The sequence below is a fragment of the Acetomicrobium sp. genome, from assembly GCF_059026225.1.
The window spans coordinates 525,784-548,928 of the sequence record NZ_JBWQOQ010000007.1 but is presented as its reverse complement, the minus strand read 5'-3'; the positions used below and the strand labels follow the sequence as shown (position 1 = coordinate 548,928).

The window sequence follows — 23,145 nt, the reverse complement described above, 5'->3', positions numbered from 1 at the left end:
TCACCTAGACCTCCTTGTAAAATGCTCTACGATCTCTACAAACACCTTAAACTTCTCGCCCAAAGGGGTTATTGCCTCCACAGCTTTTTTTGTTTCATTTAAGGCCAGTTCTTTTGCTTTTTGCAACCCGTAAAAGGAGACAAAAGTTACCTTTCCGGATGCTTCATCCTTTCCGGGCGTCTTGCCAAGTTCTGAGATTGTTCCCGTCACGTCAAGTATATCATCTACGATTTGAAAGGATATTCCCATATGTGTCCCATAATTATGTAAACATGACATTGTCTGTTCGTCTACACCGACCAGCGCTGCAGGAGCTGTCAAGGAAGCCCGTAGCAATGTTGCCGTTTTTAGTTCGCTCATTTTCCACAGGAATTCTTCATTATCTTCTCCATATTCTTGCGTAATATCCAAAGCTTGACCACCGCAGATGCCAGATGGTCCAATTGCATTTGATAATATGCTCAGCGCCCGAAGGATATGGCTTTGCGAAAAACCTTGTTTGGGCAGTTCATTTAACGAAATTTCAAAGGCGAAGGCTAGCAAAGAATCGCCTGCAAGCACCGCCATAGCTTCGCCGTACACCTTATGATTCGTTAACTTTCCCCGTCTATAATCATCATTATCCATGCAAGGTAAATCGTCGTGTATTAAGGATGCAGTATGCACCATCTCAATGGCTGCAGCCAAAGGCAGCACCCTGCTGGGCTTGATTCCTAGACTCTCGGCTGTGATCGCGCATAACCCAGGCCTGACCCTTTTGCCTCCATCCAGCAAGGAGTAGGCAATGCTTTGAGCCAATATATCCGGTATTTTCTTTTTGCACAGCGTTTCTCTTAAGTATTCATCTATTAGCTCTTTTTTCCGTTCAAATAGGGTTTTCAGATCGCTTCCGCTGCTCAATTTTCATTCTCCTTCTGCTGCTCCCAAGTTGACTCGTTGCCTTCCTCGCTGACGAGCAACACCTTTTGCTGTGCTTCTGTCAAATAGGCTTGACAACTCCGTACCAAAGTAATTCCACGTTCAAATATTTCCATTGCTTCTTCCAAGGTCAAAGCTTCTTTTTCTAAGCGCTGGATAATTTTTTCCAATTCCTCAATATCCTTTGAAAATGACATCATCATTCCTCCAGACTAGTATTACTATTTGATTTTTTTTGGTCAGGCATGTTAAAATACCATAGCTGTTATTTTATAACAAACAAGGGAGGTTTTGATTTATGGCTCGAAAATGCGATTTCTGTGGGCGTGGTCCAATAACTGGAAATAGGGTCAGTCATTCCAACCGTCGCACTCGCCATCGCTGGTTGGTTAACTTGCAAGTAGTTAACGTGGATTTGGGAGGCGGTGTTAAGAAGCGCATGAAGGCATGCACGCGTTGTTTGCGTTCTGGCTTGGTAAAGCGGGCGATCTAAAAGCCCGCTTTTTTATTTCACTCCACCACGAGGATGACAAATGTAAATTCCCACACATCCCGACTCTACCCTTAAATGAACGACTTTTTCTTCATGTTTTAATTCGTTGCTTATGGCGAAGGGTTCTTCCAACTTTAAGGTAGCGTCCTCTAGCTCCCATTTTACCCCCCTTAAATATACGCCTTGGGATTGCGGCGATAAAGATAACAAAGAAATCGCCAAAGGTCTTTCCTTAAAAAAAATCTTTAACTCCTCACCGCACCTAAGAAGCAACAGCGATTCCTCGTCATCGATAAAACCAGCGGCATTTACTCCCCACTTTTCGGCCCAGAGCAGACTAAAGACATTGCTCATCGTATGGTCTAATCGTCCCCCCAGCCCTGCAGTTACAAACACAGAGGCCGATTTATAGCTTTCGCCGATTTGCATTAGTGTAAGCTGTAGATCGGTATAATCTTTATCTTTTGGGTACTTGCAGACTTTTGTGCCCCTTTTTTTGGCCCAAATCCAGTCTCCGGAAGAAGAACTGTCTCCATCACCTATAAGTGCCTTAGGTGTGATGTCAAGCTTTCTGCAATATCGGACTCCCCCATCAACTGCCCAAATGTCAAAATCTTTTGATATCTTTTTAAACCATAAGTCGTTTGGAGGTTTGCCTCCTGCGACAATCAGCACTTTGTCGTCGAGGAAAGGAGGCGTACGTTGAATTGCAAAAGTTTCAACCTCGATTAATTCCATCGCAATCACCACTTAATGCCTGAGACAAAACCTCTCTTGCTCTATCTTCGTCGAGCAATATGTCTCTTGGTTTGGATCCTTCTTGAGGGCCAACGATGCCAAGCTGTTCCATAGTATCTATTAGTCGAGCAGCGCGGGTAAATCCCACCCTGAGTTGGCGTTGTAGCCTACTTGCTGAAGCGATTCCTGTGGCTAATACTACCTCCACGGCCTCCTCGAGCAATGGATCGTCCAGATATATCGCTTCATAACTTGCTTGCTCTCCCTCTGAAATGTTTATATATTCCGGTTCGCCAAAAATATTTATAGTGTATTTTATAAACCTGATTACAGCTTCCTCTTCCACCCACGGTGCCTGTATTCTAACCGGTTTTGCAAATTTAGGAGATAAGAAGAGCATGTCTCCCCTTCCTAGTAATTTTTCTGCTCCACCAACATCGAGTATGGTCCTTGAGTCCGCTTGTGACGGCAAAGTAAAGGCCACTCGTGCAGGGAAATTCGCCTTTATTAATCCTGTAACAACGTTTACAGAAGGCCTCTGTGTTGCCAAAATAAGATGAATGCCCGTGGCCCTTGCCATCTGAGCTAGCCTGCATATATAGTCCTCCACTTCCTTTGGGGAAGTCATCATTAAATCAGCTAATTCATCAACAATTATTACGAGATTATATAACCTGTCTTTCGGCAATACCTTTTCATTGTAAGATTTTATATTTCTAACTCTCGTTTTTGCAAATAATTCGTATCTTCGTTCCATTTCACTCGTGGCCCAAGCTAGCGCTGCGACGGCTTCTTTAGTCTCCACTATAGGTGGAGTCAGGACGTGAGGAAGTTTCTCGAAAAGAGTCATCTCTACTCTTTTGGGATCAACGAGAAGAAATTTGACTTCATCGGGGCGTCTTACGAAGCAGAGCCCAATTAAACAGGACGACACAAATACGCTCTTGCCCGATCCGGTGGTCCCGGCAACGAGTAAATGAGGAAGATTTTCAAGCCCTACCACCATAGGAGTCCCATCGACTTTCAGTCCGAGAGGTAGGGGCAGTTCGTATTTAGATTGCATGAAATCGGATGACGCAATAACATCTCTCAAGAGTACTGGCCTTCGTTTGGGGTTGGGGATTTCAATGCCAACGTAAGGTTGTCCAAGTATTGGTGCCTCTACCCTAAGGCTTGGAACAGCCAAGGCTAAAGCCAAATCGTTTGACAGGGCTGCAATCCTACTAACTTTGATGCCAGGTGCAATTTGTATCCGAAACTGGATTACCGTAGGACCCAGCACAATGTCCGCTAGTTCCGATTCTATGTCAAATTCGGCTAAGGTTTCTATGATCTTTGCCCCGTATTTTTCCAATGTAGGCTTGATATCTGCCGTCGTGTCGTGATCGGTTCGTACGCCTAGTATCTCTAAGGGCGGAGGAAACTTACCAGGCTCGAAGTCGGGGGGAAGTACGAAGCCATCTTCAGAATCATCTGCTTCAAATAGCGCGTACGCCTCTTTTTCTCCGCGATAAGGTCTTTTGTCAAATGCGCTTTCAACTGCAAGTCCCTTCTTTGCATCTGTATTATAAAATTCACTTTCAGGCAATTTGGAAAGATCGGATAATTTAATTTCCCTCTCTCTGTATTCAGGTTCGCTTGGTGCTTTTTTTTGCCTGGACAATGGTCGGAAAAGATCCTTTATTTTGCCATGTATATTTGAAAGCAATTTACGAAAAGCAGCGACAAATTCCCTGAAATTGCCGGTACCATAAAGAAAGTAGACGAAAAAGCCAAGCGTTAATCCAAATAAGGAGACACCTAAAGGACCGACGCTTTTTAGAGATATGGTCGCAATAAAAAGCCCCCATGTTCCGCATAAATGTATGTTTGCGGACTTTGGGTTGTTTATAAGTATCAGTCCTAATAGCAATTCAGCAGCCAAAAAAAACAAGATCATTCCCACTAGTTGTTCTAAGAAAGCAGGAATTTCGCGTTTAACTAAGAGAGCGACGCTTAGATATCCCAAAAAAGATAGCGGTATCAAAGAAGCTAAGCCCCACTTGCCTGTCATAAATTCCTTAATTGCTTCGCCAACAGCGCCAGTCCAGGGAGTAAAGATACTTGCCATGCAGTAGATAATGGCAAAAAGCGCCAATAGAAGAAGGAAGTCGAGCATCTTCGATGCTTTTTTTATTCTTTTGCGGTGTCTTTCTTCTTCAAAAAAATCGTCGACAGCTCTTTGGGCGTTGTCAAAAAATGTACCGAGTTTTTTTGTTATTCCCTTTTTGTCTTTTGACCTGCCTTTTGTTTTTCGTGAATAATGTTTTGACATCTATATGTCGCTTCCTCCCACAACTAACTCTTTGATGAGGATAGTTGGTTGACCATCTGTAACGGGAACATACTGTCCATTTTTACCGCAAAGGCCCACGTCAAATCCAAGATCGTTACCTACAGCTAAAGTATTTTTTAGGACTTGCGCACTATTTCCCACCAGAATCGCGCCCTTAACCGGAACTGTTACCTCTCCGTCTTCGATCAAATAGCCCTCATCTACGTGGAATACAAAGTCGCCAGAAGTTGGATTAGTCTCTCCGCCACCCATCTTTTTCGCGAAAAGACCGTATTGGACGCGCGAGATGATTTTTTCCGGCTCTTCGCTGCCTGGGAGCAGGAAGGTGTTTGACATTCGTGCTGTTGGAGGGCGCATGTACGACTCTCTCCTTCCGTTCCCCGTGAGGGGAAGTCCCCACATTTTATTACAGAAAACATCTGACAGATAGGCCTTCAAGATCCCATTTTCTATCAGCGTGGTCCTTTGCGAAGGAGTACCTTCGTCATCGTATTTATATGATCCGAAGGCATCTTTAATAGTTGCGTCGTCTATCAAATTTACTGCCGGGCTTGCAACCTCCTCGCCAATTTTATCCTTAAATAGGGAGTAATCTTTGTATACTATATCACCTTCCAAGGCATGTCCACAAGCTTCATGTATCATGGTTCCTCCTGCCTCCCCAGATAATACGACTGGCATCTTGCCTGCCGGGCAAGGCACGCACTCCAGTCCGAGGAGGGCCTTTTTAGCGGCACTTAATGCTGTTGATCCAATGTTCGCTAATTTTAGAAAACGGTCTAATGGCACGCTGTATCCGCTGGCGTTATAGCCAGAGAAAAGCTTGCCATCACTTTCTACAATGACATGAGCGGCAAAGCGAGTCAAATATCTTACCTCTTGTACAAGGTTGCCATTGCTTGCCACTATGGCTATTTCTTTTTGCGAGGTGCTCAGTTTTAGTGTTACTTTTTTGATGTATTTACTTTCATTCAATATAACCTTTTCTAAATTTCTTAAAGGTCCGCTATCAATCTGAGAGATTTCCCCACCGCCTGTTGTTATTAAAGGTTCTTCTGAGATGGCAGAAGGAAGTTTTACTTTTATGCCTAATGGTTCGATTGTATTGCAAATCAATCTTATTGCCGTGTTGGCTGTTGTCCTATGGGTATGCATAAAGTGCATTTCGTTCCCACGAAGTATGCGGAACCCACAACCCTCTATTGTGCCATGAGCCAATTCCTCTACTCTACCACCCTCAATTGTTATGAAGTGCCCCGTTGAGCGCTGCATGTAGAGATCGCAGAAAAGATCGTGCTTTTTCCCAATGTTTGTCAATATTTCAGAAAGGATGTTTAATGACAAAAAATTACACCTCCACCGCGATGGGTTCCCCTTTTATTTTGAGACCTTCAATTTCGTCTTGAAGCAGTAAAAGCAACTCATAAACTTCATCTTTCATGTCGTTAGAAAAGAAAAGCCATGTATGTCCGATTGGAGCCTCTTCTTTTCTGATATAACCTAAATTATCGTAACTATCGACGATGGTGCTGAGGTAGAAGATTTCTGACTCCGGAACTTGCAACAAAATTTTGCAAAAGATAATTTTAGACATAGCTATCGCGATTTTTGAGACTTTCCTTTATTGCAGCATCTCAGCCATTCGTACATTCCTATGCTCGCTGCGACAGAAGCATTTAAAGAACCCGTCTTCCCAAGCATGGGAATTGATCTTATATCGTCGCAGGTTTTAGCTACGATGGGAGAGATGCCTGCTTCTTCAGATCCAACCACAAGAGCTAATTTCCCGCCAAGGAAAGGCTCATCCCATATAAATCTATTAGCCCTGTGATCTAACCCAACGACCCAAACTCCCTTTTCCTGCAGCTCCTTTATCGACTTCGCTAAGTTACTTACCGCAATTGTCATAATTCTTAAGCTGGCACCAGCACTTGTCTTGTGTACCGTGCTATTTGGGTAGGCGCTATTGCGCTTAGGGAAGATGACTCCAAGCGCTCCAAAAACTTCGGCACTTCTTATTATAGCGCCAAGGTTATGAGGGTCTTTGATTTTATCCGCGATGATCACCAGCGCGTTGTCTTTAGCTTGAGAGATCTTATCCAATAATTGGCTCAAGTCCCCTAATTTTCCCATTACAGTATAAGCCAACACGCCTTGGTGCGATGCTCCATCCGTTATTCTGTCCAGGGCTTGTTGTTTTACCCTTGAAACGGGCACGGATAACCTTCGCGCCTTATCGTAGATTTCATCCGCCAGTCTTTTGTTTATTGATTCTGATATTAATATTTTATGACAACGATCAGGAGCCACATCCAAAAGAGTCAGGACTGGGTTGCGACCGTAACAAATATCATTTGTCTTTTCGTCTTTCATGATACTAAATACTTTCCTCCTCTAATGTCCTGCAAAAATGCGGAGATGTACTTGCCAGTGAAACTGTTCCCGTTTTCTGCCAACTTCTCCGGTGTTCCTGTCGCTACGACATAGCCTCCTTCGTCTCCGCCTTCTGGGCCAAGATCAATGATGTAATCGCAAGAGACTAGAAAATCTAAATTGTGTTCTATCACAACAACTGTATTGCCCTGATCGACAAGCTTGTGCAGTAGCACAAGTAACTTTTTAACATCAGTGTAGTGTAAACCTGTAGTTGGCTCGTCTAAAAGGTATAACGTATGCCCTCTAAATTGCTTAGAAAGCTCCGTGGCAAGTTTGACCCTCTGTGCCTCTCCTCCGCTTAAGGTAGGTGCAGGTTGACCAAGGCGAATGTAACCTAATCCGGCTTCCCTTATCACCGAAAGTTTCCTTGCAATCTTCGGTATGTCCTTAAAAAACTTGCAAGCTTCGTCTACGGTCATATTGAGTACGTCTGTTATGTTTTTGCCCTTGAACTTTACCTCCAAAGTTTCTCTGTTATAACGTTTTCCCTTGCAAACTTCGCAAGTTACGTAAGCATCGGGCATGAAAAGCATCGGAACTTTCACTAATCCCTCTCCTTTGCAGGCCTCACATCTACCACCCTTTACGTTGAAGCTGAAACGACCCCTGTTGTATCCTCGCAGTTTTGCTTCTGGCAACATGGAAAAAAGCTCCCTGATGTGAGTGAATACACCAGTATATGTAGCCGGGTTCGACCTGGGAGTGCGGCCTATGGGGCTTTGGTCTATCAGTACTACATTTTGAATTTGAGAATATCCTTCTATGGATCGATGTTTACCGACCCTTGCCCTAAAATCACTGTCTAAGAGCTTTTTGATGCCCTTGAAGATGATTTCATAGAGCAACGTGCTCTTTCCAGAACCGGAAACTCCGCTAATGCAAACTAGTTCTCCTAACGGAACCTCGACGTCAATTGACTTTAAATTGTTTTCCTGAGCTCCGTAAACTTTTATGGAGCCTTCTGGTTTCCTTCTGTTGTTGTAAGGCAGGAGTACGATCCCTGAGCTTTGCCCTCTAAGATAACGAGCAGAGAGGCAGTTCGAATTTTGGATATCTTTTATCGAACCCTCAAAGACTATTTTCCCCCCATGTTCTCCTGCCGCGGGTCCAAGTTCTATGATGTGGTCGGCAGCCATCATCACTTCCCTGTCGTGTTCTACCACTATTATGCTATTGCCTATCTCCTTTATTGACTCGAGAGTCTTTAGCAATCGGTTAGTGTCCCGCGGATGAAGTCCTATGGTGGGCTCGTCTAATACGTAAAGCACGCCACTAAGTTTTGAGCCTATCTGAGTAGCCAGATGAATGCGTTGGCTTTCTCCACCGCTCAATGTATCGGCCCTCCGATTTAGCGTCAAATAACCGACGCCTACGTCTACGAGGAAAGAAAGCCTTTTTACAAGTTCTTCCGCAACCGGCCGTACCACCATTTCCCACTGGCTTTCCTTTGCCTTTACGTTTTTAATCACATTTACCAAAAATGCAACCTGCATTTCCACCATGTCTCCAATGCTGTACCCTGACACCTTTACTGCCAGAGCTTCAGGACGAAGGCGCCTTCCGCTGCAAGCTTCGCAAATGTCCTCAGTGCGAAAACGAGCTAGCTCTTCTTTAACGTTTTCCGATTTTGTTTCCTTCCACCGCCGCTCTAACCAGGGTATTAATCCTTCGTATCGTCCCATATAGGTATATTCTTCGCCGTGGTTCCTATAAGTCATAAGGGCTCTGTCGTTGGATCCGTTTATTATCGTGTTTATGATCTCTTGAGGCAAAGATTTTAATGGTCCTTTTAGATTCCACCCCTTTGATCTAGCAAGCGCTTCCATGCGCCTAAGCATATAGTGATTTTTGCCCCAGGGGATAATGGCGCCGTCAAGGACGCTTCTTTCTGGATCTATAGCTAAATCCTTTGAGAAATACTCGTAACTTCCAATACCCGAACAGGAGGGGCATGCGCCGTAAGGACTGTTGAATGAAAAAAGCCTTGGTTCTACCTCTGGAATAGAAATCCCACAGTCCAAACACACGAATTTGTTGGTGAGCAACTCCTCTTCTTTTTCGTCGATGACGAATAATACAAATCCGTCCGCTAATTCAAATGATTTTTCTACAGCTTCACTCAAACGGTCCTTTTTCGCTTCTTGAGCGCGTATGCGGTCCAAAACGACCTCTATGTTATGTGGTTTGTTTTTATCCAGGGCTATCTCTTCTTCAAGCCAAAGAATTTGACCATCAACCCTTACTCTTACGTAACCGGCTTGTCGTAATCTTAAAAATATGTTCTTGTGTGCTCCCTTTTTTCCTTTAACTACAGGCGCAAGAATAGAAAGCCTTCTATCGGGCCATTTATTCAGGACTAGCTCGACTATCTCGTCCACAGTGTAACTGTGAACTTCTCTGCCGCAAATGTGGCAGTAAGGCGTGCCTGCTCTTCCATATAGCAACCTTAAGTAATCGTAAATTTCAGTCACGGTCCCAACTGTGGAACGTGGATTGTGAGAAATTCCTTTTTGTTCTATTGATATAGCCGGCGAGAGGCCTGAAATATCGTCAACATCAGGTTTGTCTTGCATGCCCAAGAATTGTCTTGCAAAGGCCGATAAAGACTCCACGTATCGACGTTGCCCTTCGGCATATATTGTGTCGAAAGCTAGTGATGATTTACCGGAACCTGACGGACCTGTCATTACCACCAACTTGTTCTTTGGTATCTTTATGTTTATGTTTTTTAGGTTATGCTGTCTTGCCCCTTTTACGATTATGTATTGTTCCACGTGTTATTTTTCCTCCCTTGATTTCACCGATCAAGTCTCGCAACTTGGCTGCTTCTTCGAAGTTAAGCTTGGAGACGGCATCCCACATCATACGTTCTAGCTCTTCAAGTGAAATCTCACTTGACCTTGGAAGCATGGCCTTATCGCTTTCATCACTTGTTTTATCCAAGAGTTCTTCTGGCAGAAGGTGAACTACGGGTTTCACTATGCTTTTAGGAACGATTCCGTGCTTGCGGTTAAAGGCCTCTTGCACTTTCCTCCGCCTCTCGGTTTCTTTGGCGGCAAGGGCGATGCTTTCAGTTACTTCATCAGCATAAAGCACGACTGTGCCGGCCGCATGTCTTGCTGCCCTGCCTATCATCTGTATGATCGAACGAGAAGAGCGCAAGAATCCTTCCCTGTCTGCATCAAGTATCGCCACTAAACTCACTTCAGGTAAGTCAAGCCCTTCTCTAAGCAAATTTACGCCAACTAAAATGTCAATGTTTCCAATTCTTAAGTCACGCAGCAGCTCGGCCCTCTCGAATGCATCTAATTCAGAATGTATGTATTTTACTTTATATCCGATCCCCGCGAGGTACTCAGCCAAATCTTCTGCTGATCGCTTCGTCAAGGTGTTCACTAAAACCCTTTGGTTATTTTTTACGGACTCCTTCAGTCGATAAAGCAAATCATCCAGCTGATTTCTGGCCGGAATCACCTCAACTTTGGGATCTAATATCCCGGTAGGCCTGACCAGCAACTCGACTATTTGCTTTGACACGGAAATCTCAAAGTCACCTGGCGTTGCTGAAACGAAAATGGCCTGTTTCATGTAATCCTCGAACTCTTCCCACCGCAACGGCCTGTTGTCCAAGCATGAAGGCAGTCTAAATCCATGCTCTACCAGCGTTTTCTTCCTTGAAATGTCGCCGTTATACATTCCCCTAATTTGCGGGATGGTTATGTGCGATTCATCTATCACAACGATGAAATCCTCGGGAAAGAAGTCTAAAAGGGTCCCCGGTGGCTCGCCCGGATTTCGTCCGTCAAGATGGCGGGAGTAGTTTTCGATCCCGGAACAATATCCAACTTCCGATAGCATTTGCATATCATATCTCGTTCGTGTCATAAGCCTCTGTGCTTCAAGAATCTTGCCTGATGCTTGAAGTTCGGCAACCCTGACCTTCAATTCCTCCTCGATTGCCTTTAAGGCTTTTTGTATGTTATCTTGCGTTGTCACATAGTGTTGTGCGGGGAATATGGCTGCGTGATCTTTTTCAATTATCGTTTTTCCCCAAAGTGGGTCAATTTCTTCGATCCTTTCTATCTCGTCGTCAAAAAAAGATATGCGCAAAGCAGTATCGCTATACGCAGGATAGATCTCTATGATATCTCCTCGTCCCCTGAAAGTCCCAGGTTCCAGCACTACGTCATTGCGTTCGTAGTAATTGTCGAGTAATCTCTTAAAAAAGCTCTTCCTGCTTATGATATCTCCGACACCGAAACGAAAAATTGCGTCCTCATAAGATTTTTTCTTGCCCAAACCATATATACAAGATACGCTTGCCACTACAATGACGTCTCTTCTTTCAAGCAGCGATTTAGTCGTAGCAAGCCTTAATTTTTCTATGCGCTCGTTTATTGAGGCGTCCTTTTCGATGTAAATATCTTGAACTGGCAGATAAGCTTCAGGTTGATAATAATCGTAGTAGCTCACGAAGTAGTGAACTTCGTTGTTTGGGAAAAAGTCTTTAAATTCACTGTAAAGCTGAGCTGCTAAAGTTTTATTATGAGCGATTACTAAGACAGGTCTTTGAATCCTTTCTATGACGCTAGCTATTGTGAAGGTCTTTCCGCTACCCGTAACTCCAAGAAGAGTTTGATAGCGCATACCTTTTTTTAAGCCCGAAATTAATTTTTCTATGGCTTGTGGCTGATCTCCAGCCGGTTCCCAAGGGGCTTTCAGCTCAAACCTTTCCAGACTTTCCCTTTGGCGCTTCATATTTCAAATACCACCTCAAACACATATGATATCAAGAAAAAGGATGACGCGCAGAGATTTCTACGCGTCATTTATATAATAAAGTGCTCTCGGACGACCTATTAAGTTAGGTTCAAACAAGTTAATTTCAAGCTGGATCTATCCGAGGCTCCCACTGGACTGGCGCCTTTTTGTCGATTGCCTGTGATGCAGCTACCGATTGTTCCTCTGCTTCTTCGCTTTTGACTTCCGGATCTCCTTGAAGCGCATGGTTTATTAACATATCCAGCTCTTCTCCTTCCAGCACTTCTTTTTCAAGTAAAACTTCGGCAATTTTTTCTAAAACTGACTCGTGCTTAATTAAAAGATCTTTAACTGTCTCGTAACAATTGTCGATGATGCGCCTTACTTCCTGGTCTATTGCGTATGCTATCTCTTCGCTGTAATTTCTGTCCTCAACTATATCCCTTCCAAGAAAGATCTCGTGTTGTTTCCGACCCAAGCGTATAGGGCCCAGTCGATCGCTCATTCCAAATTCCGTCACCATTTTTCTGGCTATTTGAGTAGCCCGCTCCAGGTCATTTTGAGCTCCAGTGGTTATATCGTCGCCCTTTAATTCCTCGGTTACTCTTCCGCCGAGTAAGACGCATACCCGGTTCAACAATTCCTTCTTGGAAATGAGAAAGCGGTCTTCTTCGGGCAATTGCATGGTGTAGCCTAATGCGTGATGTCCGCGTGGGATGATGGAGACCTTATGAACAGGATCGCAATTAGGTAACAACTTGGCCACCAAGGCATGCCCTGATTCGTGCAGGGCTATGATTCTTTTTTCCTTTGGGCTTATTACTCTGCTTTTGCGTTCAGGACCTGCTATGACCCTGTCAATGGCCTCCTCGAACTCTTCCATCGTTATGAGCTTTTTGTTGCGCCTTGCAGCCAGCAATGCTGCCTCGTTGACGAGGTTGGCTAGGTCGGCACCTACGAATCCAGGAGTTCTTTTGGCGATTATCTCGAGATCAACATTTGGATCCACTTTTTTATCGCGCACATGAACCTTGAGTATAGCTAGCCTACCCTTGGAATCTGGCCGATCGACCACAACTTGACGATCGAATCGTCCTGGTCGCAAGAGAGCGGGATCCAGGATGTCCGGTCTGTTAGTGGCAGCTAATACTATTATTCCCGTATAGGCATCAAATCCATCCAACTCAACGAGCAATTGGTTTAGGGTTTGTTCTCTTTCATCGTGTCCCCCTCCAAGTCCTGCTCCTCTGTGCCTGCCCACGGCGTCTATCTCGTCAATGAATATGATGCAGGGTTGATATTTTCTTGCTTGCTCAAATAGGTCTCGCACCCTGGCGGCACCAACACCGACGAACATTTCAACGAAATCTGAACCACTTATACTAAAGAAGGGCACATCTGCCTCACCGGCTACCGCGCGTGCAAGCAAAGTCTTGCCCGTTCCTGGATGTCCTAACAAAAGCACGCCCTTAGGTACCCTTGCACCTAAAGCTGTAAACTTCCTGGGATCGCGCAAGAATTCAATTACCTCTTGTAATTCCTCTTTTGCTTCGTCGCAACCGGCAACATCGTCAAAGGTGACCTTTGGACGATTATCTAAAAACATCTTTGCCTTGCTCTTGGCAAAAGACATGACCTTGCTTCCGCCGCCCTGCATGTGATAAAGGATAAAGATCCATGCTCCTATGAGAAGGAGAGTTGGAAATAGGGAAGAAACCATGCCTGACCACCAAGGCGTCACTTGAGGCGGCTTTACCTCCACATTGACACCCTTTTTCGCTATCTCTTTTGCCAAATCACCAATGCCTACTGCGTAGGTGTTGAAATGACGACCGTCTTTCAGCCTTCCTGTGATGTTAGAACCATCTACAGTGACCTCCGCGACGTTACCCTTGTCTACCTGGTTTAAGAACTCTGAATAAGATAGAGGGGTCACATCGCGGGACGGTTGCATGGGAGCCATGAACATGTTGACTAGGCTCACGACGAGCACTATTAGGATCAAATATAACCCCAAATTTTTCATCATTTTACCCAAGTTATTCCCACCTCTTTTGCCACTTGGCACATTTTTTACCCTACACTGAAGGCCTTACAACGTGTATGGAGGGCAAATTGCGCCACAATCCTGCATAATCGAGCCCATATCCAACTACGAACTCGTCAGGTATTGTAAATCCACAATAGTCTATCATAACTTCTGTTTGGTGCCTCTCCGGCTTGTCGAGAAGAACGCAGATTTTAAGTCCCCTAGGCTGTCTTTCCATCATTAATCTCGATAGATAAGAAAGTGTTAGTCCCGTATCCATGATATCTTCAACTATTAAGACCTCGCATCCCTTGATGTCAGCATCAATGTCCTTGACGATTCTAACGATGCCGCTTGTCCTTGTAGAGGCACCATACGATGATACCGCTAAAAAGTCAATCTTTACTTTTACGGAGCTATTGATGTTGCGCACTAGATCTGATAAGAAAATAACAGCCCCCTTTAGGACGCCAATCGCAATTAACTCCTTGCCAGAGTAATCTTGAGATATTTGTTGTCCTAATTCCCTTACTCTTTTTTTGATCGTCTCTTCGCTCAACAGGACTTCGCTCAGTTCGTACGACACGAAAATTACATCCTTTCGCTTCTCTTATATTGTGCTTTTATTTGAATCGCGTCCAATGAACGACTTCCAGCTCTACGCTCTCCACCTTTACCGTGTAACGGTACCCACCACATTTTACAACTTAAAATGAATATTGGCCATCCTTGTTTAGACCACCAAGGCATGAAATCGAATGTTTGTCCTAGAATTTTGCGGGCGTTTTTAGCAGAAATTATTCTTAAAAAAACATCATCTTTATCATCGAATAAAAGACGACATTGGTGCGAGCCGAACTTAGGTGTCTGAAAGCGTCTATTCAAGCGTTTCCAGGATATATTCCAGCCATTCCAAAAAAGACTCCCTGAAGGTTGCGATCCAAGGTCAATTGATGTGTTTATGGATTTGACGTTCATGTCCCAATTTACCCAAGCGATGAAATCTTTATCGGCGCATACTTCAATCTTATCTTCCCACTGAAATCGCCAATTTAAACTTTCCCTCACAAGTTTTACCAGTAATTCTGTTCGGTTGCTGGAAAGAGTAGTTAAAGAAAGATCGCGTTGCTGTTTTCTGATACACTCGGCTAATTGTTGCGATGGAAGCTCCAAAGTTTCTAACACTTTCCTATCCCAGGTGATTATTGTGTAAGGAAGCGGTTTGCGTCTTAATAAATTGTTTATTTTTTCAGCCTGTGCTTCTAGCTGGCTTACGATTCCTACGGCTTGTCTTGAAAGCGTGGCGATGTGCTCTTTGACCCTTGGGTTATACTCCTTCTCCAGCAGTGGAATTAAGTGTAAGCGTATTTTATTCCTGGCGTAATCGACTTCAAGGTTAGTGGAGTCTACTCTCCAGCTCATTTTGAGGCCATTCAGAAGCTTAATTATCTCAGATCTGTCAAATTCAATCAAAGGCCTTATTATGTATCCCCTTTTTTCGGGGATGCCCTGAATTCCTCTAATTCCTGTGCCTCTTATAATGTTAAAAAGGGCCGTTTCAACCAGATCGTCTTTATGGTGACCTACAGCTACATAGGAGGCTTTGTTTTCTTTTCTGACTTTTTCTAGAAAGGCATAGCGTAACCTACGAGCTGCCTCCTCGACACTTTCGCCTTTTTGGCGTAGCTTGGGCACAGGAGCTCTTTCCATGAAAAAAGGACATTCCATTTTAGATGCCAGATCACGTACGAAAAGTGCGTCATTCAAAGATTCCTTCCCTCTTATGCCATGTTCAAAGTGTGCCACAATCACTTTGCCACGCCATAGATTAACAAGCAGCCAAAGAAGCGCGATGGAGTCAGGTCCACCGGAAATACCTGCTACAATTGGGTTGGTCTCATTCCACCAGTCTTGACGAATGCCGGTGTCTCTAAACCTGGGATAGTATTCCTTCATAACCCATTTGGGGATGCTTTTTGAGGTATCCACCTAGAAAATCACCTGTACAAAATAATAAAGATAGGCGGGGATCCCCCCGCCTTCTTAACGCTTCTATTGGTATCAACAAATTGGTGGCGGTGAGTGGATTTGAACCACTGACCCTGCGGGTATGAACCGCATGCTCTCACCATCTGAGCTACACCGCCATAATAATTGGTTGCGGGGGCAGGATTTGAACCTGCGACCTTCGGGTTATGAGCCCGACGAGCTACCGACCTGCTCCACCCCGCGATATAAATTATGCAAAGAACATATGCACCACATGGTGCCGGGCGCGGGACTTGAACCCGCACGGACCTTGCGTCCCCGGGATTTTAAGTCCCGTGCGTCTACCATTCCGCCAGCCCGGCTGGCACAACCATTATATGAAGATGTAGATTTCTAGTCAAGTGGGGGTTGAGATCAGCTTTTATTTTTTTTCGCCATTGCAATGAGCGAGTTTAGCTCCTTAATTAAAGGTTGCACATCGCTCCGCGTAGCCCTCTTCTGCAAGATCTCCTCAGGCGTCAAGTTTTTGCCCCAGTAGGCAATATTAGCGTTTTCATCGATATCTACAGTGCCGCCACCCAGAGAGACACCTGCAAACGCACCTTTTGCTAAGGAATAGCTATATATGGAGTTTGTCGCTGCTCCCGCTCTGCGTCCGACAGGACCTGCTGCAACTGAAACGTCAGCCCCCAAGTTTACATGTTCTTTTTTCAGCGCATTCAATCCAGCCTCGTCCATTATAACCAATATCATGTCGGTAGATTGTACGCCTATTTGAAGCCCCAAGGATACTCCGCCTATATTCAGAAAAGACGGGCCGTACCATCGGGTTGTATTGGGCTCCCTTCGAAGCAGCAACCCTTCTCCGAATTCAGCCCCAAATACAAACCCTGCTTTTGTGACGTTAGGGAATATTGCAACGCCCACACAATCGCTTAGCAGGTCTATCAAACCTTCAACATCACTTTGCTTGCTCATTTCTTGTAAAAGCTGAGTTGATAGGGTTATTCTTTGTTGTGGTGTTTTTGCCCAAGCTTCTGAGAAGGAAAGGCATACTAAAACTATAGTTAAAAACACCACTGGAATTATAGTGAACTTTATTTTTCTCGTTGTCGTCATGGAATAACTCCTCCTAAAATTTCTAAAGTTATTTTCCAAAATCATTATACAATGCATTGTCAGCTTTGTCTTCGTGAACATTACTAACTTGATTTATTATTTCAGAACATCTATTGCATTAAAAATCAGAAATTAGCAAAAACAGATACTAGACAACCATAGTTGTATTTGCTAAACAAAATAGTGATACGTTCTGTTGACATTATATGAACCAGATTACATATTACCCTCATAAATGATGATCACAAAATGTGAGCAACGCACTTGACGAAAAACATGTGATTATGATAAACTGGATTTTGGTTGCATCATGAATTCATTTGAATAATTCGTTAGGAGGATTGCACAATGTTGCGTGATCATATACTCACATTAGATAGAGAATTAGGACTCGACAAAAACGAAAATCCCTTCGAACTTCCCTCTTCCCCTAGGGAAGAGATGAGGAAGTTAATTTCTAGTATTGATCTAAATCGCTATCCGGATCCCTTAGCTTTAAAGCTTAGGAACAAATTGAGCGCGAGATTAAACTATCCGCAAGAATGCATTGTCGTTGGCAATGGCGGCGATGAAATACTTTCTATGTTGTTTACGGCTTACGTAAAACCAGGCGACAGGGTGCTTACAACGTATCCCTGTTTTTCCGAATATAACCGACTGTGCAGGATATTTGGGGCTGAACAACACGTCTTACATCTAGGTTTTCATGAAAATGAGATCACGCTGGATGTTGAGCAGCTTTTAGATGCTGTAGCGAGGATTTCGCCCAAACTGATTTTACTGGACAACCCGCACAATCCTACTGGAATGTTCTTGGATCCAGCTGTATTACTAGAAACTGCAAAGTTATCCCCTTGCCCCTTTGTCATTGATGAAGCTTATGTTGAATTCGCCACAAAGTCGTCTTTGGATGTTTTAGATAAAAACATTCCCTCAAGTTTGTGCATTTTGAGGACTCTCTCTAAGGCGTGGGGGCTTGCGGGTTTGAGGGTTGGATATGCTTTATGTTCTGAGGATATCGCTATGAAGCTTCTTGACGTAAAAAGTCCTTTCAACGTCAATGTTGTATCGCAAGAAATTGCTTGTATAATGCTGGAATATGACGAGTGGATGAAGAGTAGAGTTTACAGCATTAGGTTTTTACGTGATAAATTCATAGAAGAAATAAACGAGCTAGAATCTTTTCATGCCTACCCAAGTCAGGGTAATTTTGTCCTGGTACGCACGGATATTGACAGGGAATGCATGAGCACGATTTTGAAGGAGAAGGGTATAAGATTAAATATGCTCGAGTTGGATATAGATGGTTTTACCTGGATGCGTATTTCCATTGGAAAAGAAGACGAATTGAATTATGTTATACAAGTTTTTCGTTCCATTGTGCGACAACCAAATGTTGAATTTGTTATAGCTTAAGATATTTTACCCCCTTGACAAATGCACATTTAAAGCTGTAATATTGAAGCTGGCGATTAAAAGTCGTACAATAAAGCGCGAATTATCAAGATGTGCATTAAAAGGGGGGATAAAAAATGACAGAGAAGTGGAAGGATCGTTTGACCGACCAGCTTTGCAAAGCTTTCTTGGTCTTGGAAAACATTGATGAAGTTTACAACTTTCTTGAAGACGTCGCAACTATCGGTGAAATAAGGGCACTAGCTCAAAGGCTTGAAGTCGCTCGCTTACTCGAAGAGGGGTATACTTATCCCCAGATAGCACAGCAAACGGGTGCAAGCACGGCAACCATAAGCCGGGTGAAGAAATTTCTTGAGTACGGTGCTGATGGATACAAATTGGTACTAGAGAGGCTCAAGACCTTCGAAGGCGAAACCAGGCCGGAGTAACTTTTTAAGTGTCAAAGGCATTGGCGATATGATAGAAAAGGACGACATTAGTCAAAAGGCTGTCGTCCTTTTCTTGTTTCAAGAAAGGTAAAAGAATTACATTCTTAGCAACTTCATAATAAAGTTTTCGCGAACCTCCATGGCGCCCGTTGGGCACATTTCATGACAGCAAAGGCATTTAACACAGATTCGTCTGTCGATTTCAGGCAAGGGGTTCATCTTAATGGCGCTCTTGGGGCAAACCTTAACGCAAACGCCACACCTAATGCAGTTAACTTCTTGAAGATGAGGGCTCAAGGCTACCCATCTATGTGCCCAACCCCTCAACCACGTTGGAAGCATTCTCGATGAAGAAGCTCTTTTAGCGAATCCCTTTATTTCCAAATTATCCGGATCTATGCCAATTATGGTTATATCGCTCATTGAAGAAGGTCCTATTCCCCTTTTAGCGGCTAAGTTTATCAAGGGAATGTCTAAGGGATCTTTATATCCCATTGCTTTTGCTGCTACAAAATCAACTGCCAAAGCGTTTTCGGACGCCATTAAAAGGCCTGCAAACCTTGGTTTGCCGTGAGTTGGACCGTTTCCTTCCATTGCGTAAATGCCATCTAAGATATTTATCTTCGGAGGATTTATTGAGTATAGGTCTATTATTGCATTGCATAACCTATTGATCGATGTGGACAAATGAGCCTTTTTCCGCGTGTTTGTATCGGCAATGCCAAAACAGTTTTTTATGCAAGCAGTAATTTCCGTTTCAACGTGCGTCTTTAATTTGGCCATATTTACTACGTATGGTGCTTCATAGTAACGTTTTGATACGGTGAGATCTTTTAAGATGATATTAGAAGGTCGTTTGAGTGTTACGAAGCCAGCGTCCGATAAAATTGTAGCGACAGCGTTGCCATCGTCTTTTACAGCATCGAACATACCGGTTATCTTTAAAAGCTCCTCTTTTTTGTCTGTATGAAGATGTCCTGGAGAGTCTGCAACGGTTATTTTTCCCGAAAAGCCACTATTTCTAGCAAGTTTAATTAAAGCACTCACAACAGAAGGATGAGTTGTGACGGCTTTATCAGGCGGCTTCGGGGCGAGAAGGTTTGTCTTGAAAAGGAGCTCGTCGGGCATATTGGCCTTAGGCCACCCCCCGATCTTCCCTAAAGCGTCGGCCAAAGCATTGTAAACCTCGTCTGCTTCATAGGAAGAACAACGACTTACCGATACCAGAAACTTATCTGTCATTCACTTTCCCCCCCGATGCAAAAAGACATAAATTGTGCTCATTTAAGGGGCATACTTCACATTTAGGTTTCCTGGCCATGCATATGTTTCTGCCGTGAGAAATGAGGTCTAGATGGGCGGACCAGTATAAATTTTCGGGAACAGTTAATTCCATGATCTCTTGAATTTCACGAGGGCTTGTTTGAGGATGGACCCATCCAATCCTTTTGCATATACGACTTACATGGGTATCGACTGGGAAGGCAGGTATTCCTAGATCAAACAGTAAAACGCATGCAAGGGTTTTAGGGCCGACGCCAGGAAGAGAGCTTAGAAATTCAATTATATCTTCTTTTTTCATCTTTCGTAGTTGCTTGAGGCTGCAGTTGCCAAATCGATTTGCTATGATCTTGAGTGTTTCTTTAATTCTAGAAGCTTTAATATTGGACAAGCCAGCAGGCCTAATAGCAGTCGCTATTTCGTCATGAGTGGCTTTTAGTACATCGCTCCACTGCGAAAAACGTGATTTTAAAAGCTTGTAAGCTTGATCTCTATTTTTGTCGTTTGTATTTTGTGACAATATTGTCAAGATTAACCCATCCAGTGGTTCTTCTCGTATTTTCTTGGCGGGTCGCAGGTGACCCCACAAACCCGCCAAAATCTCTATGACGCTCAGCGCCCATTGTCGATCTGTGAGCTCGAAGTTGTTGGAACTTGGCGAAGGGTACTTTTTCGCCAGGGTTGTCATATCATCGTTTCCTCCCGAGCGACTTCTGACTTTGTTTTATTCTTTTTCATCGTTCTCTTCATTATTCTCTTCTTTCTCTTCTTTTCGAAGTTTCCTTTTAAGTTTCGCTGCCTCTTCCATAAGAGATCTAAGTTTTTCCTTGACCTTGCCATGAACAGAATCTTTGGGATATTCACCTGATTCATCGGGTAGGCCTGCTGGAACGCCCGTCAAAATTTCTAGACCCTGATCGACGGTCTCTATTGCCCATATGTTGAATTCACCATTTTCTACGGCCTCTATAACCTCATGATCTAGCATTAAGTGAATTAAATTCTGTTTAGGGATCACAACACCCTGTTTACCAGTCAAGCCGCGTAGTTTGCAGTACCTGAAAAATCCCTCGATCTTTTCGTTTACCCCTCCAATGGGTTGGATGTTTCCAAATTGATCTACCGAACCGGTGACCGCGATGCCCTGTTTGAGCGGGTAACCAGAAAGAGACGATAGCAAACAGTATAACTCCGTCGACGAAGCACTATCGCCTTCTATTTCCTCATAAGTTTGTTCGAAGGCAATCCTTGCTGATAAGGTTAAAGGCATGTCCTGGGCGTATTTTTTGCCTAGGTAGCTTGAAAGTATCAGTAAACCTTTGTTATGAATGGGCCCTGTAAGTTTGACCTCTCTTTCAATGTTAACGACCCCTTCTTGTCCCATATAGACGTTGGATGTAATTCTTACAGGATGACCAAAAGTATGATCCCTCATGCCTATAACGGTAAGTCCATTTATCTGTCCAACCTTTTCGCCATCGGCTTCAATGCGAAGGATCCCATCCTCAAAGGCCTTGAACATACGATCTTCGATTAGACTAACTCGATAGCGCATCTCGCTAACTGCCTTTCGAACGTGTGCGGCTTCTACTATATCTTTGTCCTCCTCTTTGGCCCAAGCTGTTGCCTCAACCAATACCTCCGTTATTTTATTCATTTGCGTTGTCATTCGGTGTTGGTGATCTGCCAATCGAGAGGCGAATTCTATTACTTCACCCACCGCCTCCCTGTCAAAGGGAAGCAAATTTTCCTGTTGCGTGTATTCTGCTACAAAGGTAGCCATATCATATTCAGTGGCCTCGTTTCGTGGCATATCGACGTCAAAGTCCGCCTTTATTTTAAAAAGTTCGGAAAATTCCTTATCATACAAGCTCAGTAAGTAATAAATTAACCGAGTACCCACGATCACAACTTTGATGTTTAACGGAATTGGCTCGGGTCTCAAGGAGGAAACGGGTATAAATCCGAGTTGTTCTCCCAAATTTTCTATGGTCAACTGGTCATCCTTAAGGGTGCGCTTTAGTGCATCATAAGAGAGGTACTGCCTTAGTAATTCCTCTGCTTCAAGGATTAAGTATCCGCCATTTGCTCTGTGAATCGCACCAGCAACTATTTTCCTGAAGTCTGTATAAAGATAGCCTTGTCTGCTTTCATATTCCACCTTGCCCATTAGATTGTAGTAAGTGGGGTTAGATTCCCTAACCACCGGCGCGCCTTCGTCGGGGTCATTACTGACAAAGACATTTACCATATATTTTCCAAAATCCACTTCTATGCTTTCATCCCTCGCGGCAGCAACGAATATGTTGAAGTTTTTGATCACGTCTTCCTCCATGGAATCGAGCCATTTCGACAGCTTTTCCGACTTTGTGTACTTTTCCTTGACCTCATATAAAAGGGGACTTATGGCGTTACGGGAGATGTTTCTTTCTAGCTCTCTAATCCTATCCTTTAGTCCCTTCTCGAGATCTCTTATCCTTCTTAAGGTATCCAAGGTGTATTGGGATATCTTTTCTGATATCTCTTGTAACCTTTTTTGTTCTTCATCTGAAAGGGCCTCAAACTCTTCTTGCTGCATTTCTCTGTGCACTACCTTGCCTTCTTGCTCAATCTTGACTAGCGGTATGTTTACGAAGCCTTGTGGGGTGCGCTTTATGATGAACCCGTTCTGTTGAGCTATATTTCTTAAACGTTCCATTAATTCGTTAACTTGCTCTTGAAATTCCTTGACAAGTTGAGCCTTTGCATCCTCGTACTGACTGTCCTCAAAAGCCTTACTTAAGGTCGATTTAAGCTCCTCGATAACTTCCGTTATCGATTGGGCAAACCTTTTACCTTCTCCCGCGGGCATGCTTACTGCCATTGGCGAGCTGGGATTATCGAAATTGTGCATATAAAGCCAATCATCTGGAGCAGGCAGTTTTTTTGCCCTCGCTCCAATTTGCCTCATGGCATAGGTCATGCGGCCGCTTCCGGGATTGCCCACCACAAATATGTTATACCCTTTCTTGTTGAGCGACAATCCAAAGGAAACCGCCTTTGCCGCCCTTTCTTGACCTATTAGTCTATTATCGCTAACGAGATCTGCTGTGGTGGTAAAGTCAAACTTTTCAATAGATGATTTAAAGCGGAGCAACTCCTTAGGCACTCTTTTTTCCTCTATCAATGATGACATGTATTCTTAACCTCCTTTAAGCTTCAA

At 43.8% G+C, this 23,145-nt stretch carries 19 protein-coding genes and 3 tRNA genes; 3 read left to right on the top strand and 19 right to left on the bottom strand.

What is annotated here, in order from left to right; genetic code table 11:
* Together AC5SXE_RS07165 and xseB are read right to left on the bottom strand one after the other, a co-directional pair.
* Window positions 1-900, bottom strand: a complete 900-nt coding sequence (locus AC5SXE_RS07165) for a polyprenyl synthetase family protein (RefSeq protein ID WP_323721538.1) — start codon at window positions 898-900, stop codon at window positions 1-3.
* A complete protein-coding gene (xseB, locus tag AC5SXE_RS07160; RefSeq protein WP_323721537.1) occupies window positions 897-1,115 on the bottom strand; it encodes an exodeoxyribonuclease VII small subunit in 219 nt (72 codons plus the stop codon). The genes AC5SXE_RS07165 and xseB overlap by 4 nt, the downstream gene beginning before the upstream one ends.
* 101 nt (window positions 1,116-1,216) lie before the next feature.
* Here xseB and rpmB point away from each other — a divergent pair, with 101 nt between their 5' ends.
* The gene (gene rpmB, locus AC5SXE_RS07155; RefSeq protein ID WP_303882984.1) at window positions 1,217-1,411 is read left to right on the top strand and encodes a 50S ribosomal protein L28; all 195 of its coding nucleotides are present in this window, start codon (window positions 1,217-1,219) and stop codon (window positions 1,409-1,411) included.
* A 12-nt stretch (window positions 1,412-1,423) separates the two neighbouring features.
* On the opposite strand, the gene AC5SXE_RS07150 is transcribed toward rpmB, so the two are convergent.
* From AC5SXE_RS07150 to AC5SXE_RS07085, 14 genes are all read right to left on the bottom strand, one after another.
* Window positions 1,424-2,149 carry a thiamine diphosphokinase gene (locus tag AC5SXE_RS07150; protein WP_323721536.1) on the bottom strand — a complete coding sequence of 242 codons (726 nt, stop codon included), beginning with the start codon at window positions 2,147-2,149 and terminating at the stop codon, window positions 1,424-1,426.
* Window positions 2,130-4,463, bottom strand: a complete 2,334-nt coding sequence (locus tag AC5SXE_RS07145; RefSeq protein ID WP_493917038.1) for a DNA translocase FtsK — start codon at window positions 4,461-4,463, stop codon at window positions 2,130-2,132. The genes AC5SXE_RS07150 and AC5SXE_RS07145 overlap by 20 nt, the downstream gene beginning before the upstream one ends.
* A complete protein-coding gene (locus AC5SXE_RS07140) occupies window positions 4,464-5,828 on the bottom strand; it encodes a TldD/PmbA family protein (protein WP_493917037.1) in 1,365 nt (454 codons plus the stop codon).
* A 4-nt stretch (window positions 5,829-5,832) separates the two neighbouring features.
* Window positions 5,833-6,078, bottom strand: coding sequence for a DUF4911 domain-containing protein (locus AC5SXE_RS07135; protein WP_323721533.1), 246 nt, complete (start codon window positions 6,076-6,078; stop codon window positions 5,833-5,835).
* A 2-nt stretch (window positions 6,079-6,080) separates the two neighbouring features.
* Window positions 6,081-6,857 (bottom strand): 23S rRNA (guanosine(2251)-2'-O)-methyltransferase RlmB, encoded by a 777-nt coding sequence (gene rlmB, locus AC5SXE_RS07130; protein WP_323721532.1) that lies wholly within the window; start codon window positions 6,855-6,857, stop codon window positions 6,081-6,083.
* Window positions 6,854-9,694 (bottom strand): excinuclease ABC subunit UvrA, encoded by a 2,841-nt coding sequence (gene uvrA / locus AC5SXE_RS07125; RefSeq protein WP_493917036.1) that lies wholly within the window; start codon window positions 9,692-9,694, stop codon window positions 6,854-6,856. Before uvrA ends, rlmB begins: the two co-directional genes overlap by 4 nt.
* Window positions 9,654-11,678, bottom strand: coding sequence for an excinuclease ABC subunit UvrB (gene uvrB / locus AC5SXE_RS07120; protein WP_493917035.1), 2,025 nt, complete (start codon window positions 11,676-11,678; stop codon window positions 9,654-9,656). Before uvrB ends, uvrA begins: the two co-directional genes overlap by 41 nt.
* A gap of 127 nt (window positions 11,679-11,805) precedes the next feature.
* The gene (gene ftsH, locus AC5SXE_RS07115; RefSeq protein WP_493917034.1) at window positions 11,806-13,719 is read right to left on the bottom strand and encodes an ATP-dependent zinc metalloprotease FtsH; all 1,914 of its coding nucleotides are present in this window, start codon (window positions 13,717-13,719) and stop codon (window positions 11,806-11,808) included.
* Between the two features lie 40 nt (window positions 13,720-13,759).
* Complete coding sequence (gene hpt, locus AC5SXE_RS07110; protein ID WP_493917033.1) at window positions 13,760-14,296, bottom strand: hypoxanthine phosphoribosyltransferase; 537 nt, start codon at window positions 14,294-14,296, stop codon at window positions 13,760-13,762.
* A gap of 5 nt (window positions 14,297-14,301) precedes the next feature.
* Window positions 14,302-15,699, bottom strand: coding sequence for a tRNA lysidine(34) synthetase TilS (tilS, locus tag AC5SXE_RS07105; RefSeq protein WP_493917032.1), 1,398 nt, complete (start codon window positions 15,697-15,699; stop codon window positions 14,302-14,304).
* Window positions 15,700-15,780: 81 nt separating this feature from the next.
* A tRNA-Met gene (locus AC5SXE_RS07100) sits at window positions 15,781-15,857 on the bottom strand.
* An 8-nt stretch (window positions 15,858-15,865) separates the two neighbouring features.
* Window positions 15,866-15,942: transfer RNA gene (locus AC5SXE_RS07095), tRNA-Met, on the bottom strand.
* A gap of 32 nt (window positions 15,943-15,974) precedes the next feature.
* Window positions 15,975-16,061 (bottom strand) — tRNA-Leu (locus AC5SXE_RS07090).
* A 52-nt stretch (window positions 16,062-16,113) separates the two neighbouring features.
* Window positions 16,114-16,818, bottom strand: a complete 705-nt coding sequence (locus AC5SXE_RS07085; RefSeq protein WP_323721526.1) for a lipid-binding SYLF domain-containing protein — start codon at window positions 16,816-16,818, stop codon at window positions 16,114-16,116.
* A 348-nt stretch (window positions 16,819-17,166) separates the two neighbouring features.
* Here AC5SXE_RS07085 and AC5SXE_RS07080 point away from each other — a divergent pair, with 348 nt between their 5' ends.
* Window positions 17,167-18,234: a pyridoxal phosphate-dependent aminotransferase gene (locus AC5SXE_RS07080; protein WP_493917031.1), complete on the top strand. Its 1,068-nt coding sequence runs from the start codon at window positions 17,167-17,169 to the stop codon at window positions 18,232-18,234.
* Between the two features lie 116 nt (window positions 18,235-18,350).
* A complete protein-coding gene (locus tag AC5SXE_RS07075; protein ID WP_303882829.1) occupies window positions 18,351-18,662 on the top strand; it encodes a YerC/YecD family TrpR-related protein in 312 nt (103 codons plus the stop codon).
* A gap of 96 nt (window positions 18,663-18,758) precedes the next feature.
* On the opposite strand, the gene AC5SXE_RS07070 is transcribed toward AC5SXE_RS07075, so the two are convergent.
* Genes AC5SXE_RS07070 through AC5SXE_RS07060 form a run of 3 tightly spaced genes read right to left on the bottom strand, consistent with a single transcriptional unit; the run spans window position 18,759 to window position 23,118 of the window.
* Complete coding sequence (locus AC5SXE_RS07070) at window positions 18,759-19,904, bottom strand: DUF362 domain-containing protein (RefSeq protein WP_323721524.1); 1,146 nt, start codon at window positions 19,902-19,904, stop codon at window positions 18,759-18,761.
* A complete protein-coding gene (locus AC5SXE_RS07065; protein WP_493917030.1) occupies window positions 19,894-20,631 on the bottom strand; it encodes an endonuclease III domain-containing protein in 738 nt (245 codons plus the stop codon). The genes AC5SXE_RS07070 and AC5SXE_RS07065 overlap by 11 nt, the downstream gene beginning before the upstream one ends.
* 36 nt (window positions 20,632-20,667) lie before the next feature.
* The gene (locus AC5SXE_RS07060; RefSeq protein ID WP_493917029.1) at window positions 20,668-23,118 is read right to left on the bottom strand and encodes a Lon protease family protein; all 2,451 of its coding nucleotides are present in this window, start codon (window positions 23,116-23,118) and stop codon (window positions 20,668-20,670) included.
* Window positions 23,119-23,145: the final 27 nt, after the last annotated feature.

Coding starts and splice junctions, on each gene's coding strand:
- xseB (WP_323721537.1), bottom strand. CDS start 1,115: ATGTCATTTTCAAAGGATATTGAGGAATTGGAAAAAATTATCCAGCGC.
- AC5SXE_RS07060 (WP_493917029.1), bottom strand. CDS start 23,118: ATGTCATCATTGATAGAGGAAAAAAGAGTGCCTAAGGAGTTGCTCCGC.
- AC5SXE_RS07075 (WP_303882829.1), top strand. CDS start 18,351: ATGACAGAGAAGTGGAAGGATCGTTTGACCGACCAGCTTTGCAAAGCT.
- AC5SXE_RS07065 (WP_493917030.1), bottom strand. CDS start 20,631: ATGACAACCCTGGCGAAAAAGTACCCTTCGCCAAGTTCCAACAACTTC.
- AC5SXE_RS07085 (WP_323721526.1), bottom strand. CDS start 16,818: ATGACGACAACGAGAAAAATAAAGTTCACTATAATTCCAGTGGTGTTT.
- uvrB (WP_493917035.1), bottom strand. CDS start 11,678: ATGAAGCGCCAAAGGGAAAGTCTGGAAAGGTTTGAGCTGAAAGCCCCT.
- AC5SXE_RS07080 (WP_493917031.1), top strand. CDS start 17,167: ATGTTGCGTGATCATATACTCACATTAGATAGAGAATTAGGACTCGAC.
- AC5SXE_RS07135 (WP_323721533.1), bottom strand. CDS start 6,078: ATGTCTAAAATTATCTTTTGCAAAATTTTGTTGCAAGTTCCGGAGTCA.
- AC5SXE_RS07145 (WP_493917038.1), bottom strand. CDS start 4,463: ATGTCAAAACATTATTCACGAAAAACAAAAGGCAGGTCAAAAGACAAA.
- rpmB (WP_303882984.1), top strand. CDS start 1,217: ATGGCTCGAAAATGCGATTTCTGTGGGCGTGGTCCAATAACTGGAAAT.
- AC5SXE_RS07150 (WP_323721536.1), bottom strand. CDS start 2,149: ATGGAATTAATCGAGGTTGAAACTTTTGCAATTCAACGTACGCCTCCT.
- AC5SXE_RS07070 (WP_323721524.1), bottom strand. CDS start 19,904: ATGACAGATAAGTTTCTGGTATCGGTAAGTCGTTGTTCTTCCTATGAA.
- rlmB (WP_323721532.1), bottom strand. CDS start 6,857: ATGAAAGACGAAAAGACAAATGATATTTGTTACGGTCGCAACCCAGTC.